This is a genomic window from Pseudonocardia sp., assembly GCF_050246655.1.
Taxonomy (GTDB): Bacteria; Actinomycetota; Actinomycetes; order Mycobacteriales; family Pseudonocardiaceae; genus Pseudonocardia.
In genome coordinates, this window is the sequence record NZ_JBFWVQ010000021.1 from 53,343 (window position 1) to 68,964 (window position 15,622).

General features: G+C 74.7%; 14 protein-coding genes. 5 read left to right on the forward strand and 9 right to left on the reverse strand.

The window, feature by feature from the left end; translation table 11 throughout:
- Window positions 1–2: 2 nt before the first annotated feature.
- Both AB7J25_RS10150 and AB7J25_RS10155 read right to left on the reverse strand, forming a co-directional pair.
- Window positions 3–1,706: a patatin-like phospholipase family protein gene (locus AB7J25_RS10150; protein WP_428507484.1), complete on the reverse strand. Its 1,704-nt coding sequence runs from the start codon at window positions 1,704–1,706 to the stop codon at window positions 3–5.
- A 265-nt stretch (window positions 1,707–1,971) separates the two neighbouring features.
- Window positions 1,972–2,397: a hypothetical protein gene (locus AB7J25_RS10155; protein WP_428507486.1), complete on the reverse strand. Its 426-nt coding sequence runs from the start codon at window positions 2,395–2,397 to the stop codon at window positions 1,972–1,974.
- 183 nt (window positions 2,398–2,580) lie between these two features.
- Between AB7J25_RS10155 and AB7J25_RS10160 the strand changes: the two genes are divergently transcribed.
- Window positions 2,581–3,540: an FHA domain-containing protein gene (locus tag AB7J25_RS10160; RefSeq protein ID WP_428507487.1), complete on the forward strand. Its 960-nt coding sequence runs from the start codon at window positions 2,581–2,583 to the stop codon at window positions 3,538–3,540.
- Here AB7J25_RS10160 and AB7J25_RS10165 read toward each other — a convergent pair.
- From AB7J25_RS10165 to AB7J25_RS10175, 3 genes are all read right to left on the reverse strand, one after another.
- Window positions 3,516–5,429, reverse strand: a complete 1,914-nt coding sequence (locus AB7J25_RS10165; protein WP_428507489.1) for a serine/threonine-protein kinase — start codon at window positions 5,427–5,429, stop codon at window positions 3,516–3,518. The genes AB7J25_RS10160 and AB7J25_RS10165 overlap by 25 nt on opposite strands.
- Before the next feature lie 86 nt (window positions 5,430–5,515).
- Complete coding sequence (gene bfr / locus AB7J25_RS10170) at window positions 5,516–6,001, reverse strand: bacterioferritin (protein ID WP_428507491.1); 486 nt, start codon at window positions 5,999–6,001, stop codon at window positions 5,516–5,518.
- Window positions 6,002–6,124: 123 nt separating this feature from the next.
- Window positions 6,125–6,322, reverse strand: a complete 198-nt coding sequence (locus AB7J25_RS10175) for a (2Fe-2S)-binding protein (protein ID WP_428507493.1) — start codon at window positions 6,320–6,322, stop codon at window positions 6,125–6,127.
- 111 nt (window positions 6,323–6,433) lie between these two features.
- Between AB7J25_RS10175 and ligD the strand changes: the two genes are divergently transcribed.
- From ligD to AB7J25_RS10195, 4 genes are all read left to right on the forward strand, one after another.
- Window positions 6,434–8,323 (forward strand): non-homologous end-joining DNA ligase, encoded by a 1,890-nt coding sequence (gene ligD, locus AB7J25_RS10180; RefSeq protein WP_428507495.1) that lies wholly within the window; start codon window positions 6,434–6,436, stop codon window positions 8,321–8,323.
- A gap of 92 nt (window positions 8,324–8,415) precedes the next feature.
- Window positions 8,416–9,210 (forward strand): glycerophosphodiester phosphodiesterase family protein, encoded by a 795-nt coding sequence (locus tag AB7J25_RS10185; RefSeq protein WP_428507497.1) that lies wholly within the window; start codon window positions 8,416–8,418, stop codon window positions 9,208–9,210.
- Between the two features lie 24 nt (window positions 9,211–9,234).
- Window positions 9,235–10,545: an MFS transporter gene (locus AB7J25_RS10190; protein ID WP_428507499.1), complete on the forward strand. Its 1,311-nt coding sequence runs from the start codon at window positions 9,235–9,237 to the stop codon at window positions 10,543–10,545.
- Between the two features lie 257 nt (window positions 10,546–10,802).
- Window positions 10,803–11,147 carry an RNA polymerase-binding protein RbpA gene (locus AB7J25_RS10195; RefSeq protein WP_428507501.1) on the forward strand — a complete coding sequence of 115 codons (345 nt, stop codon included), beginning with the start codon at window positions 10,803–10,805 and terminating at the stop codon, window positions 11,145–11,147.
- A gap of 30 nt (window positions 11,148–11,177) precedes the next feature.
- Here AB7J25_RS10195 and AB7J25_RS10200 read toward each other — a convergent pair whose 3' ends face one another.
- The 4 genes from AB7J25_RS10200 to AB7J25_RS10215 form a co-directional block, all read right to left on the reverse strand.
- On the reverse strand, window positions 11,178–12,008 hold the full coding sequence (locus AB7J25_RS10200; protein WP_428507503.1) for a polyprenol monophosphomannose synthase: 831 nt from the start codon (window positions 12,006–12,008) through the stop codon (window positions 11,178–11,180).
- Complete coding sequence (gene lnt / locus AB7J25_RS10205) at window positions 12,005–13,612, reverse strand: apolipoprotein N-acyltransferase (RefSeq protein ID WP_428507505.1); 1,608 nt, start codon at window positions 13,610–13,612, stop codon at window positions 12,005–12,007. The genes AB7J25_RS10200 and lnt overlap by 4 nt, the downstream gene beginning before the upstream one ends.
- Window positions 13,613–13,623: 11 nt before the next feature.
- On the reverse strand, window positions 13,624–14,469 hold the full coding sequence (locus tag AB7J25_RS10210) for a PIG-L deacetylase family protein (protein WP_428507507.1): 846 nt from the start codon (window positions 14,467–14,469) through the stop codon (window positions 13,624–13,626).
- A gap of 260 nt (window positions 14,470–14,729) precedes the next feature.
- The gene (locus AB7J25_RS10215; RefSeq protein WP_428507509.1) at window positions 14,730–14,921 is read right to left on the reverse strand and encodes a PspC domain-containing protein; all 192 of its coding nucleotides are present in this window, start codon (window positions 14,919–14,921) and stop codon (window positions 14,730–14,732) included.
- Between the last annotated feature and the right edge of the window lie 701 nt (window positions 14,922–15,622).

The following is a 15,622-nucleotide window of genomic DNA, read 5'->3' on the forward strand; positions in this document are numbered from 1 at the left end:
GGTCAGCGCACCAGCGGCCCGTGCGCGTCGAACGCCGCCTCCGCCGCGATCCGCCCTCGTTCCCGCACGGCGTCCAGCCGCGCCCATTCCATCGGGCCCGTGCCGTCCGGCTCCGGGCGGATCACCAGGTCCGCCCGTGCCCGGCCCACTCCCCCGCCGACCGCGACGACCCTGCTCAGCACCTCCGCGACGTCCGGCAGCGGCTCCCGCACCCCGGCGACCCACCCCCGCAGGGCCGCACCGACCCGCCGGAGCGGCCCGGCCGTCGGCACGTGCGGCGGCCAGCGCAGCGTCGCCGTGGCGTCCACGGCCACCACCGGCCCGTCCTCGGCGGCCATCGCGGCCACCGGCAGGTCCTCCAGCAGACCGCCGTCGACGAGCAGCCGTCCCCCGGCCGGGATCGGCGGCACGACCCCCGGCAGCGCCGAGCTGCACCGCACCGCGTCGGCGAGCCTGCCCCGCCGGTGCACGACCGGCTCGCCGCGCACGAGATCGGTGCTCACGCAGAAGAACTCGACCGGGAGGTCCTCGATCCGCACGGTGCCGAACACCTGTTCGAGTGCGGAGCGGGTCCGCCGGCCCCGGGTGAGCGCCACCAGCGGCAGCGTCCGGTCCGGGCCCGGCCCGTCCACGAGCAGCGTGCGGCAGATCCGCGCGACCTCCGCTGGTGGGCGGCCGGTGGCGGCCAGCGCCCCGATCAGCGCCCCGGTCCCGACTCCCCCGATGCGTTCCACGGCCACGCCGCGGGCCGCGCAGGCGTCGAGCACGCCGAGATGCGCCAGCGCGGGCGCACCACCCCCGGAGAGCACCAGGCCCACCGACCGTCCGGCGAGCCGGCGGGCCAACGCGGCCGCCGCGGCCGACAGCGAGCGGACGTCGCACGCGTGCAGCCCCCGAAGCGGCAGTCCCGCGATCCACGCGGGGACACCGCGCGCCGCGCCGTCGGCGACGACCACGACGTCACCACTCGGGTCACCGCCCAGGTCGCCGCCCAGGTCGCAGTGGCGGTCGGCGCGCTCGTCGGCGCCGACCAGGGTGACCGTCCGGTCGGCCTGCCGGGAGCAGAACCGGACCCATGCGGTGTCGCGCAGGTCCGCGACGAGGACGACGAGGTCGTGGTCGCGTTCGGCGGCGTCCAGCGCGGCCGGGTCCGCGTCGAGACGGGCCACCCGCTCCCCCATGCCCGCGACGGTCGTGACGACCGCGGCCGCGAACCGGTCCAGCGGCACCCTCGCCGCGTCCCCCGCGATCGCGACGACACGGGGCCGCGGCGGCGGCTGCTCGGCGGAGGCGGGCCCCTGCTGGAGGAGCCGGGCGAGGTAGCGGGCGAGGACCACGCCCAGCTCGGGCGCGTCGGCGAGGAGCTGGTCGAAGCGGTCGGCCGAGATCTCCAGCAGCTCGGCGTCGCGGCGTACCCGCACGGACGCGGTCCGGGGCGCCCCGGTGAGCAGCGCCAGCTCACCGACCGCGCTCGACGCACCGAGCACGCGGATGACCGCACCCGCGGCGTCGACGATCTCGACGCGGCCCGAGAGCACGAGGAACACCGAGTCGCCGGGATCGTCGCGGCGGAAGACCCACTCGCCCGCGGCGAACGAGCGCACCGCCGCGTCGGCGGCCAGCCGCGCCCGGTCGGCCGCGCCGAGGCCCGTGAGCAGCGGCACCGTGGCCAACAGCTCCGGATCGACGTCCGTCCCGCCGGTCACGCGCCGTTCCTACCACGGCGGACGGTGCACCGAGCAGCGCCGCGCGGGCGGCCCGCTGCCGGGACGGACGGGGGTCGGATTCAGCCCAACCGCCCCCGCCTTGCCGAAGAACGCCACTCCACGGTCGAGGTCTACGCCAGCCGCATCGTCGTCAAGCTCGGCCTCGCCGAGTCCCTCAGCCGGGAGGCGACAAACGGGTGCTGGCGGTCCTCACCTGGCTGCGGCTCGCCGATACGCCCCTGATCCCGCCCGCACCGAACCGGTGCTAATGCATCATCAGCGGGGTTGTCACATGCACGGCAGTTGCCGTTCCCACCGTCACGAGGAACGTGAGAACGACGACGACCGATCGACTGCCGCGACAGAAGACGCAGTTCTCCTCGTCGGCGAGGACAGGTGTCTCCTGCGCGCGAGCCGGATCGGCGGGCCCGGACACCGATGCGGCAGCGACCACGGCCAGAGTCCCGGCTCGTCGGCGACGTCGCAGCTCCTGGACCAGGCAGACGGCAACGACCCACACCGCTCCTGCCCCGAGGATGACGCCGGCCGAGATCAGTAGGGCAGGAAGGCACGCCGCGACGACGGCCGGTGCGCCGGGGCCGGTCAGTACACCCACTGCGGCACAGAAGAGGATCATCGTGAACAGGTACGCGACGACCGAAGCCGCAAGCAACGTGCCGCCGCCGATCATGCAGTCTCGCAAGCGATTCACGGGTTTCTCCGATCGTGTGGGGGCGTGGCAATCCTCTCCACGCCACGGACCCCCGCCGGGTTCACCGCGACGTGCTGAGGGGCCGCGTGAGCGGCCGGATCTGCGCGGCCCCGCCGGGACGGGTGACGAGCCGTCCCGCCGCCCCGGCGTAGGGTTCAACCCATGCCCGACCCGGCGCGCAGCCGCCCGCAGGCGCTGCTCGTCCTCGGCCCGGGCGGCGGTGCCGAACACGCGACCCCGATCGTGGACCGGATCTTCGTCGGCCGCGAGTGCGCGGGCATCGAAGAGTCGCGGCGGCTGATCATCAGCGATCCGGTGGCGTCGCGCACCCACTTCGAGATCCGCCTGGACCACGCCCACGACCGGGCGTTCATCATCGACTCCAGCACCAACGGCACCCACGTCAACGGGCTGCGGATCGCGCGGTCCGCGCCGCGCGCGCTGCGCCCCGGTGACCGGGTACGGGTGGGCCGCACGGAGTTCGAGTTCCGCTCGGACGGGTTCGCGGGCGCCGGCGACCCCGCCAACACGGACAGCAAGCTCACGATGGCGCGGATCAACCTCGCCCAGATGATGATGGTCGTCGGCGACCTCACGAACTACTCGACGTCGTCGCAGTTCGCGGGCGACGAAACCGTGGCCTCCTGCCTGCGCGATCTCTACGGCGGCCTCACGCAGCTGCTCACCCGCCATCGCGGCACGCTCAACCACTACGCGGGCGATGCGCTGTACGCGGTGTGGGAGCTCGAGCACATCCCGGACGCGAACGAGCTGGCGGTCGACTACGCGCTCGCGGCGGACGACCACGTCCGCGAGGTGGCGCCCGGGTTGCCGCTGCGCGGGCCGGGTGGCGCGCCGCTGCGGATGGGCTGGGCGGTCGTACGGGGCACGGCCGCGGTGACGACGCTGCCGCACGGCGCGGTGAGCGTGATCGGGGACGCCACGAACCTCGCGTTCCGGCTCTCCGGCCTGGCCGGGCGCGAGGGGCGGGCGTCGGTGATCGTGGCCGAGCGGGCGCGCGAGGCGGTGGTGTCGCGGTTCCGTTGGGGCCCGGCCGAACGCGTCCCGACGAAGGGCCGCGCCGGTGAGGAGGTCGTCTATCCCGTGACGGGCCGGACCTGAGGGTCGGCGAGGTCGAGCACCCGTACGGTGCTCGAACCCGCGACGACGACGGAGCGACCGTCCAGCTCGGCGGTGGTGATGGCGGCGACGGAGCTGTGGTGGCCGGTGATGGGTTCGCCGACCGGTGCGCCGGTGGCGAGGTCCCACACCCGCACGGTCCGGTCGCTGCTCCCGGACACGATCACCGCGCGCCCGTCCAGGTGGGTCGCGGCAACGGCCCACACGTACCCGGTGTGCCCGGTGAGCGGCTCCCCGACCACTGCGCCGGTGGTGAGGTCCCACACCCGCACGGTCCGGTCGTCGCCACCGGTCACGGCGACCGGGCGCCCGTCCAGGTCGGCCGTCGCCACGGCGGAGACCGTGCGCGAGTGCCCCGCCATCGGGGCGCCCACTGCGACGCCGGAGGCGAGGTCCCAGACCCGCACGGTGCGGTCGCTGCTCCCGGACACGATCACGGCGCGTCCGCCGAGGTGGGTGACGGCGAGCGCGGACACCGAGCCCTCGTGCCCGGTGAGGGGCTCGCCGACCGCCGCGCGCCGGGCGAGGTCCCACACCCGGATCGTGCGGTCGACCCCGCCGGAGACCACCAGCGCCGTACCCGGCACGGCGGCGAGCGCCGACACGTAGTGGGTGTGGCCGCTGAGCGGCTCGCCGAGCGGGCCACCGGAGGCGAGGTCCCACAGCCGGATCGTGCGGTCGCTGCTGCCCGACACGACGACGGCGCGGCCGTCCAGCTCCGTGGCGGCGACGGCGAGCACGCCGTCGCTGTGCCCGGTGAGCGGCCGCCCGACCGGTTCGCCGGTGACGAGGTCCCAGACCCGGACGGTGGCGTCGTCGCTCCCCGAGACGACGACGGGCCGCCCGCCGAGCACGGCCGTCGTCACCGCGGCGACGCCCCGGGTGTGCCCGGTGAGGGTGCGGTCGCCGATGGAGCCACGCACGGCGGACAGTGGCGACGGTGAGGCCGGTGGCGACGATGGGGGCGACGGTGGGGCCGGGGCCTCGGGCGGCGGCAGCAGCGGCGCGACGACGGTGACCGGTCCGACCGTCACCGTAGACGCGGGCGGGGTGGCGAGCGCCTCGCGGGCGGCATCGGCGAGCGCGACGGCGTCGTCGTAGCGGTCCGCGGGGTCCTTCGCCATGCCCTGCGCGACGACGTCGTCGAAGCCGCGCGGCAGTCCCGCGACGAGCCGGCTCGGTACCGGCGGCGGGGTCTCGCGGTGCGCCTTCATGTGTGCCCACAGCGTCTCGACGTCGAACGGGCGCCGTCCGGTGAGCGCCTCGTGGAGCACGCAGGCCAGGGCGTAGACGTCGCTGCGGTGGTCGCCCTTGCCGTCGAACCGTTCGGGCGCCATGTAGTGCGGCGTGCCGACGACGGTGCCGGACAGCGAGATGCGTGCGCCGTCCATGGCGCGGGCGAGGCCGAAGTCGATGAGGTAGGCGAAGTCGCGGCCCGGACGCCCGGTGAGCAGGATGTTCGACGGCTTGACGTCGCGGTGCACCATCCCCGCGCGGTGGGCGGTGTCGAGGGCGTCCGCGACCTGCTCCACGATCCGGACGACCCGCTCCGGGACGAGGGGGCCGTCGCGTTCGACGATCGCGCCGAGGTCGGTGCCGTCGACCAGCGGCATGTCGATGTAGAGGCGGCCGTCGATCTCGCCGTAGCGGTGGATCGGGATGATGTTCGGCCCGCTCAGCCGCGCGGCCAGCCCGGACTCGTTGCGGAAGCGGCGGGCGAAGTCCTCGTCGCCGCCGAGCCAGGCGCCCAGGAGCTTGAGCGCGACGACGCGGTTGCCCTGGCTCGTGTCGACCGCACGCCACACCTCGCCCATGGCGCCGCGGCCGAGCCGGGCCTCCAGGCGGTACGGACCGAACGCGTCACCGGTCATCCACGCTCCCCCGAAGGACCCTCGCCGGACATCGGCCGGACGTCGACGATCCTAGGTCTCCGGGGAGCGCGGGACAGGCCGGCCGCTCAGCCCGGCTTCGGGGGCTGGTGCACCAGCTGGGCCAGGAACAGCTGCTCACCCAGCGCGTCCATGAGCGCGAGATTCGTCTCCAGGTAGTCGATGTGGTGCTCCTCGTCGGCGAGGATCTCCTCGAAGAGGTTCGCCGTCGTCGCGTCGCCCTTCTCGCGGCAGAGGATGATCGCCGGGCGCAGCCGCTCGACGACAGCGAGCTCGACCGCGAGATCCGCGTCGAACTGCTCGCGGATCGTCTGGCCGATGTTCAGGGTGCCCAGCTTCTGGTAGTTGGGCAGACCCTCCAGGAAGAGGATTCGATCGGTGATCTTCTCCGCGTGCTTCATCTCGTCGATGGACTCGTCACGCGTGTACTCGGCGAGCTTCGTGTAGCCCCAGTTGCCCTGCATCTTGGCGTGCAGGAAGTACTGGTTGATGGCCGTCAGCTCGCTCGTCAGCTGCTCGTTGAGCAACGCGATGATCTCGGGATCGCCCTGCATTGTCGCCTCGCAGTCGGTCGTTCGGGACGGGTGGTCGTCAGAACGTATCCGAGCCGCGAGCGCGCCGCTGGCGAAGGATCCACTGCTCAGAGCATAGGTAACCCTCCACCGGCGACGGGTGGTCTAGGCCGAGAGCGGCATCTCCGCGATATCCGACGGAGCATGGGCGGCCGCGAGATGGACCTCGATCCGGTCGTGGCACGTGCCGCATCCGGTGCCGGCACCACAGGCGTCGCCCACGTCATCGACCGTGCGGGCTCCTGCGCGGATGCAGGTGCGCAGCTCGACGTCCGTGACGGCGGCGCAGATGCAGGCGTACATGAGCGTCCCCTAACTTCAGGCGAGGCTATGCTCTCACCCGTCGGTGAAGCTGCGCAATACCGTCACCCGCACTGCGTCACCGGCTTGTCACCGGCTTCTAGGCTCGGGGGCGTGCCGCTCGACGAGTACCGCCGTAAGCGCGATCCGCGGCGCACCCCTGAGCCGGTGCCGGGCGACGATCCCGGGAGCACCGGGCCCGGCGACCGGTTCGTCATCCAGGAGCACCACGCCCGCGCGCTGCACTGGGACGTGCGGTTCGAGCGCGACGGCGTGCTCGTCTCGTTCGCGGTGCCCAAGGGGCTGCCGACGGATCCGGGGACCGTGCGGCTGGCCGTCCACACCGAGGACCACCCGCTGGAGTACCTGGAGTTCTCCGGGGAGATCCCGGCCGGTGAGTACGGCGGCGGCCGCATGACGATCTGGGACAGCGGCCGCTACGAGACCGAGAAGTGGACCGACCGCGAGGTCGCGGTCGTCCTGCACGGCGAGCGGGCCCGTGGCCGGTACGTGTTCGTCCGCAGCGACCGGGAGCGCCGGGACGGCTGGATCGTGCGGCGCTCCGGCCCCGCGCCGGAGGGGCACGTCCCGCTGCCCCGTGCGGCCCGCCCGGCCGAGCCGGAGCCGGGGCCGCTGCCGGAGGGCCCGGGCTGGTGGCAGCAGATCCGCTTCGGCGGCCGCCGCGTCGTCGTGCGGGTGGACGGGGGCCGCGCCGAGATCCTCGATCCCGACGGCACCGACCTCACCGCGGACCTGCCCCAGCTGCGCGGACTCGGGCCCGCCCTCGGCGCCACCCCCGCGCTGCTGGACGCCGAGCTCGCGGGCTCGCCGCTGCGCACCGCCGACCTGTGGATCGGCGATCTCCTGTACCTCGACGGCCGGGACACCGCTGTGCTGCCGTTCACGCAGCGTCGCGAGCTGCTGGAGGGGCTGCCGCTGTCCGGGCCGCACTGGCGGGTGGCGCCCGCGTTCGCCGACGCCGGTGAGGCCGTGCTCGCGGCCGCCCGGGAGCAGGGCCTGCCGGGGGTGGTCGCGAAGCGGGGCGACGCGCCCTACGACGCCTCGGCCTGGGTGCTGGTCGGGGAGCCCGCCCCCGCGCCCGTCACCCGTGGTCCGGTGCCGACCGTGGGCCGGGCGAAGCTCACCAACCCGCGGAAGGTCCTCTACCCGCTCACCGGCACCACCAAGTCCGACGTCCTCGCCCACTACCTGGCCGTCGCCGAGGTGATGCTGCCGCACCTGCGCGACCGGCCGGTGACGATGGTGCGCTGGCCGGACGGCGTGGAGAAGCCGTCGTTCTTCGAGAAGGACGTCTCGCGCCACGCACCGTCCTGGATCCGCACCGCGCGCGTCGGCACCCCCGGCGGACGCTCGGAGACCGCGGACTTCCCCCTGATCGACGACGAGGAGGGCCTGGCCTGGGCGGCGAACCTCGCGGCGCTGGAGCTGCACGTACCGCAGTGGCGGGTGGGTGCACGCGGCGCCCGGCGGAACCCGGACCTCGTCGTCTTCGACCTCGATCCGGGCGAGGGCACCACCGTCGTGGACTGCGCCCGGGTCGCCGTGCGGATCCGGGAGCGGCTCGCCGAGGACGGCCTCGTCGCCTGGCCGCGCACCAGCGGGGGCAAGGGCATGCAGCTCTACCTGCCCGTGCGGGTCTCGGCCCCGGAGCGGACGTCGGAGTTCGCGAAGGCGCTGGCCGAGGAGCTCGCCCGCAACGACCCCAAGCGGGTGACGGCGGTGATGGCGAAGGTGCGCAGGCGCGGCAAGGTGTTCGTCGACTGGAGCCAGAACAACCCCTACAAGACGACGATCGCGAGCTACTCGCTGCGCGGCCGCGCACGGCCCACGGTCGCCACCCCGCTCACCTGGGAGGAGGTGGCCGCCTGCCGCAGGCCCGAGGACCTCGCGTTCACGGCGGCGGACCTGCCGGGGCGCATCGCCGAGCACGGCGACCTCATGGCCGGTGTCCTCGACGAGCCGCAGCGGCTGCCGCGGCGCTGACTTCCACGCTGACCTCCGCGAGCCGCTGACCGTTCACGGTACGGCCGTCCGGCGGCTGTCCACTTGTGACACCCGGGTGCCACGCTCTGCGGGTGACCCGCCATCCCTACCTCGACGGGCCCTACCCGCGCGCGTACGCCCACCGGGGATGGCACGTCGGTGATCTCGCCGGCTGCGAGAACACCCTCGCGGGCTTCGTCCGGGCCGTCGAGGAGGGGTTCGGCTATCTGGAGCTGGACGTCCACGCCTCGGCGGACGGGGTGGCGATGGTCCACCACGACGTGACCCTGGACCGCACCACGGACGGGACCGGCCCGATCGCCGCGCTGCCCGCCGCGGCGCTGTCCGAGCTGCGCGTCGCCGGGCACCACGCCATCCCCACGCTGGCCGAGGTGCTCACGACCCTGCCGCGGACCCGGATCACGATCGAGCTGAAGACCCATGCCGCGGTGGACCCGGTGCTCGCGCTGGTCGACGGGCTCGACGCCTGGCACCGGGTGTGCGTCGCGTCGGGCGACGAGTCCCAGGTGCGGGCGGCCCGGCGCCGGGGCGGGCCGCGGCTGTTCACCTCCATGGGCGGGCGCTCGGTGACGGCGCTGCGCACCCGCGCCTGGGCCGACGGCCTGCCCCGCCCGTTCGGGGCGCTGCCGACGCCCCGATTCCGCGGGCGCGTCGCCCAGGTGCCCCGCCGCTTCGGCCCGATCACCGTCGTCGACGCGGGCCTGCTGCGCACCGCCCGCGCGCGCGGCGTCGAGGTGCACGTGTGGACCGTCGACGATCCGGCCGAGATGCGCGAGCTGCTCGACCTCGGCGTGGACGGGCTGATGTCGGACCGGCCCGACCTGCTGCGCGACCTCCTCGCCGCGGGCGACCGCTGGGGAGGCTGACGACCCCGCCGCTACGCTGCCGCCGTGACCGCCCCGGCCGCCCCCGCAGGGCCCGCGACGCGCGGCCAGGTGCTCGCCTGGGCTCTCTGGGACTGGGCGTCGGCGGCCTTCCACGCGGTGACGCTGACGTTCGTCTTCTCCGTCTACCTCGTGGGGTCGGTCGGCGCGGACCTGCCCGGCACGGTCTCGGCGCAGGCCTGGCTGGGCTACGGGCTGGGTGCCGCCGGGCTCACGATCGCGCTGCTCGCGCCGGTGGTCGGGCGCGGGGCGGACGCGCCGGGGCGGCGGCGGTGGTGGCTCGGCGTGTGGACGGTACTGACGATCGCGGTGATGGCCGGCATGGCGGGCGTCCGCGACGAGCCCTCGTGGTTCTGGCTGGGGCTCGCCCTGCTCGCGTCCGGTGCCGTCTTCGCCGAGCTGGGACAGGTGTCCTACAACGCGCTGCTCCCGCGCGTGTCGACCCCGGCGACGATCGGCCGGGTGTCCGGTCTGGGCTGGGCCATGGGCTACCTCGGCGGGATCGTGCTGCTGCTGGGGCTCTACGTGGGCCTGCTGGCGGGCGACGGGGGCCTGCTCGGAGTGCCGACCGAGGACGGGTTCGCGGTCCGCCTGGCGATCCTCGTCGCGGCGGCCTGGTTCGCGATGTTCGCGCTGCCGGTGCTGCTGACCTTCCCCGACGATCCGCCGCCCGCGGTCCGCCCGCCGCGCACCGGTGTCGTCGCGGCCTATCGCGCCCTCCTCCGCGACGTGCGCGAGCTCTACCGCGACGCCCCGCACACCGTCTACTACCTCGGCGCGAGCGCGGTCTTCCGCGACGGGCTGGTCGCGATCTTCAGCTTCGGCGCCGTGCTGGCGGTGACCGTCTACGGCATCGCCCCGGGCGACGTCCTCGTGTTCGGGGTGGCGGCGAACGTCGCCGCGGCGCTCGGCGCGCTCGTCGCGGGCAGGCTGGACGACGTCGTCGGGCCGAAGAACGTCATCGTGTGGGCGCTGGCGGGGATGCTCGCGTGCGGCATCACGCTGCTCCTGGTGTCGGGACCCACCATGTTCTGGGTGTTCGGCACGGCGCTCACCGTGTTCGTCGGCCCGGTGCAGGCGTCCTCGCGCACCTACCTGGCCAGGCTCTGCCCGCCGGGGCGGGAGGGGCAGCTGTTCGGCCTGTACGCGACCACCGGACGGGCCGTGTCGTTCCTGTCGCCGACGCTGGTGGGTCTGTTCACCACGATGTTCGGCAGCGATCGCGCGGGCATCGCCGGGATCCTGCTCGTGCTGGCCGCCGGACTCCTCCTGCTCCTGCCGGTGCAGGCTCCGGCCCCCTACCGGACGGCTGAGTAACCCCGACGTGAACAATCGCCCGACCGGCGGTGATACAGCTCACAGACGGCTGACACGTCACATCGACGTGTGCCAACGCGTCCGATAGGGGACACTAGCCAACCGGGGCGAGTAGAAGCGGGTGTCGGACGTGATGTTCCGACACCGGTGGACGCGCGTCCTCGAGATGGACGGGAATGTGCGCCTGCGCTGCAGACGTTACACCCATCGTACGTGGGTCGGAGGACACCCCTCCGGCCGTGAAGGGGAGGATCGCCATGGCAGACCGCGTGCTCCGTGGCAGCCGGCTCGGGGCTGTCAGCTACGAGACCGACCGCAACCACGACCTCGCGCCGCGGCAGTCGATGCGCTACACCTGCCCTCGCGGGCACGACTTCGAAGTGCCGTTCTCCAACGACGCCGAGGCGCCACACACCTGGGAGTGTCGCCTCCACGGCAGCATCTCCAAGCTGGCGGACGGCACCGAGCCCGCCGCGAAGAAGGTGAAGCCTCCGCGCACCCACTGGGACATGCTGCTGGAGCGTCGCAGCGTCGCCGACCTCGAGGTGCTGCTCACCGAGCGCCTGGAACTGCTCCGGGAGCGCCGGGGCGAGGTCGCCTGACCGTCCGGTCGCCGAAGCCCGAGGACCGGGTCACCGCACGCGGTGGCCCGGTCCTTCATGTGTGCCCGTGTCCGTGCGCACGGCCCGCGAGGGCCCGCGCCGCAGCGCCCGCTCGACACCCCACCGGGTAACCCGCCAGAGCGCCTCGCCGACGATCGCGCCGTGCATCTTCGACGCGCCCCGCTCCCGCTCCACGAACGTGATCGGCACCTCGCGCACCCGGAACCCCGCCTGGAGCGCGCGCCAGGCGAGGTCGATCTGGAAGCAGTAGCCCTGGGACGCGACGTCGTCCAGGTCGAGCTCCTCCAGGACCTGGCGGCGGAACGCCCGGTAGCCACCCGTCATGTCCCGGATGCCGACGCCGAGCGCGAGGCGCGCGTACAGGCTCCCGCCGCGGGAGAGCAGCCGCCGGTGCGCCGCCCAGTTCACCACCTGCCCGCCGGGCACGTAGCGCGAGCCGAGGACGACGTCCGCGGGATCGTCCGCGCAGTCCAGGGCGGCGAGCAGCGCCGGGAGATCCTCGGGGGCGTGCGAGCCGTCCGCGTCCATCTCGACCACGACCGCGTACTCACCGCGCAGCGCGACCGCGAACCCCGCAAGGTACGCGGCCCCGAGGCCCGCCTTGCCCGGGCGGTGCAGGACCCGCACCCGCGGATCCGTCGCCGCGAGGGCGTCCGCCAGCTCGCCGGTGCCGTCGGGGCTGGCGTCGTCCACGACCAGCACGTCCGCGCCGGGAACGGCCGCGTGCAGGCGGGTGAGCAGCGGCTCCAGGTTCTCCCGCTCGTTGTAGGTGGGGACGACGACCAGCACATCGCCCGGGGCGATCTCGTGATCGGCCCCTGACCCCGTGCGTTCGCTCATCGACCTGCCCCTCGACCTCTCCTGCCCGCGCGACCCGCCCGGACCGCGATCCCGATCATGATCACCCCGGTGACGGCGAGGATCCACTCGGGAACCGCCCGTACCGAGGTGGACAGCGTAGTGGTGGCCCGCAGCGGCACTCGCTCGACCAGCAGCCCCGGCTCGAACTGGCCCGTCCGGGCGACCACCGAGCCGTCCGGAGCGATCACCGCGCTCACGCCGCTGGTCGTGACGACCACGACCGCCCGGTCGTGCTCCACCGCGCGCACCCGCGACATCGCGAGCTGCTGGTAGGTCATCTCCGAGAGGCCGAAGGTGGCGTTGTTGCTCGGCACGGCGAGGACGGTGGCGCCCGCGGCCACGCTGTCCGCGACGAGGTCGTCGAACGCGATCTCCCAGCAGATCGCGACGCCGACCCGCGCGCCCGCGGCGTCCACCACGCCCGCGCCCTGGCCGGGGACGAAGAACCCCGCACGGTCGGCGTAGGCGGAGAACAGCCGGAAGAACTCCCGGTAGGGCAGGTACTCGCCGAACGGCTGGACGCGGCGCTTGTCGGTGCGCTGGACGACCCCCGTGCCGCCCTGCCAGACGAGCACCGAGTTCGACGCCGTCAGCCCGTCCGGGTTGCGCAGCACGGTGCCGAGCAGCACCGGCGCGCCGACGGCACGCGCGGCGGCGTCGATCTCGGCGGCGGCGTCCGGGTTGCGCAGGGGGTCGATGTCGCTGGCGTTCTCCGGCCACACGACGAGGTCCGGCCGCGGCAGGCGGCCCGCGGCGACCTCCGCCGCGAGCTGCTCGGTGACCCGGACGTGGTTGTCGAGGACGGCGCGTCGCTGGGCGTTGAAGTCCAGACCGAGGCGCGGGACGTTGCCCTGCACCGCGGCGATCGTCACCTCCCCGGCCGGCCCGCCGGACGGCGGGATCGCGCCGGCCGCGACCGTCAGCGCCACGACGCCGGCCAGGCAGCCCGCGGCGACCTGCACCGCACGCGTCCGGTCGGCCGGGGTGGCGGGCCCGCGGCGCAGCAGCTCCCGGCCCGCCACGCCGAGCGCGAGGCCGGCGAGCACCGTGACGAACGACAGCAGGGGCGCCCCGCCGAGCGCGGCCACGGGCAGCAGCGGCCCGTCCGCCTGCCCGAACGCGGCCCGCCCCCAGGGGAACCCGCCGAACGGCACGCGGCTGCGCACCGCCTCCCCCGCCACCCACACCGCGGCCATCCAGACCGGGGCCGCGGGCAACCGCGACACCACCGCCATCCCGGCGCCCGCCGCGCCGACGAACACCGCCTCGGCGACGCACAGCGCGATCCAGGGCAGCGGCCCGACGTAGGAGCCCGTCCACACCAGCAGGGGCAGCAGGAAGGCCATGGCGAAGAGCGCCGCCCAGCCGAACCCGGCCCGGGCCCGCTGCCCGTACAGGACGGCGCCGAGCAGCGCGAACGCGGGCAGGGCGAGCCACCACAGGGTGCGCGGCGGGAAGCTCAGGTACAGCAGGACCCCGCCCGTCACGGCAGCGAGCGGGCGGGCCAGCACGACGGCGGCCCGGCCGGTGTGCGGCGCGGGATCGGCTGCGTCGTCGTGGAGGTCGGCGGTCACGTCGGCCACGACCGCCGAGCCTACGGCGCGGCCACCACGGCGGCGGAGACGGCCGTCCCGGCGGGGGCGAGGGCCGTCCCGGCGGTGAGGTGCGCGTTGCCCAGCAGGTCCAGGGCGCCGGGGCGGCCGGTGCGGCGGAACCACTCGTAGCCGTAGGTGATCGCGAAGTCCTCCGCGGGCACGTCCTCGGGCGCGACCTGGCTCGCGTGCGCGGTGATCGCGGCGCGCTTGCGCTCCAGGTCCGTCGCCGACCCGGTGACGGCGAGGCTGATCTCCACGGTCACCCGGCCGAACGGGACGGCGGCGGCGCGGGCGGCGCCGTGGACGAGGTGGCGATCCCGCGCGGTGACGTGCAGGTGCTCGCGGTCGATCGTCATCTGGTAGGACGCGGTTCCGGTCAGCTCCGCGGCGAGACGGCCGATGCGGTGCGTCGCGTCGTGGTCGGGGTGGCCGTAGATGCCCTGCTCGTCGTCGTGGACGAGGGTGCCCGCGCCCTCGGCGTCGACGACCTCGGCCACCCGGCGGGCGAGCGCCACCGGGTCCGCTGCGGCGAGCGCGCGGGCGTGGCGGGCGTCCGTCCAGCCGGGCAACCCCGAGTCGCGATGATCGAGCAGGACGATCCGGGCGATGCCGAGCAGGTCCGCGGCCGCCTCCAGCTCGGCCATCCGGCGCGCCGACACCGTCTCGCCGGGCCGTAGCGGCACCCGGGACTCGCCCAGCTCACCGCCCGTCGCCATCACGAGGACGGTGCGGGCACCCGCGTCGGCGAGGCGGCGCAGCGTGATCCCGGTGAAGATCGCCTCGTCGTCGGGGTGGGCGTGCAGGGCGACGACGGTGTGACCGCGCAGGTCGGGCGTGACGTTCATGGAGTGATCGCAGACGTGCGGCGCCGTGTGGGACGGCGGGGACGGGCGGGGGCTGGGTCAGCTGCGACGGCAGCAACAGCTGTGGCGACAGCTGCGACAGCACCCCGGACAGCACGCACCCACGAGGGGGCGGCCCGTCCGGTCGATCACGCTGAGCATCGTGCCAGACACGGGCCGGCCCCGGCACCCGGATGTGACGGGTGTCGGGGCCGGCGGTCGTAACGAATCGGTCGGTGGTCGCTCAGGGTCGATCAGGCGGGTCAGTACGCGCGCTTCGGCATGATCACCCACAGCACGAGGTAGACGACGAACTGCGGCCCCGGAAGCAGGCAGCTGAGCAGGAACGCCAGCCGCACGAGGAACGGGCTCCAGCCGAACCGCTCGGCGATCCCGGCGCAGACGCCGGCGATCACCTTGCCGTGCCGGGGTCGGGTGAGGGTGGTGGTGGCCAACTTCGCTGCGCTCCTTCGAGTCCGTCGTCCGGCGTGGCTGCCGGCTGACTCCACTGTGCGTCCTGCTGGGCCACGCCGCACTCAGGGAACGTCCGGAGGCGCCCCTGAAGTTCCCCTGACCGGGCCGTCCGCGCTCCCGCCCTCCTGCCGCCCTCCTGGCCGCCCTCCCGCCCGGACGGCACGGCGGGCGTGGGTCGGGGTGAGGCTGGCCGTCCGGGCGGACCCATGGCGCGCCCCGCCGCGTCGCAGCGGTCCGACCCACCTCGCAGGGACCAGCCCACCCGCGCAGGGACCCGACCCGCCGTGCAGGGACCTGACCCGCCTTGCAGGGACCTGACCCGCCGCAGACCGCCCGACCCGCCTCGCGGGGTCCAGCCCACCCGCGCAGACACCCGACGCCCCTCGCAGAGAACTGACCCGCGTCGCAGACGCCGCAGCCTCTGCGAAGCGCGCGCACACCCTGCGAAGCCCGCTGAACGCCCGGGCCCGCGGCGCGGCCCCGGGGGGCCGGCCGCCCGCGCCGCGCCGGCCGGCCGCCCGCGCACTCGGCCCAGGCAGCCGGCCTCGCAGACACCCGACCCACCTCGCAGAGCACCGGCGCGCTTCGCAGCGAACTGACCCGCCTCCCAGACGCCGCAGCCCCGGCGAAGCGCGCGCTCCCCCTGCGAGGACCCGCCGAATGCCCCCGTCGCCGCCCGCGC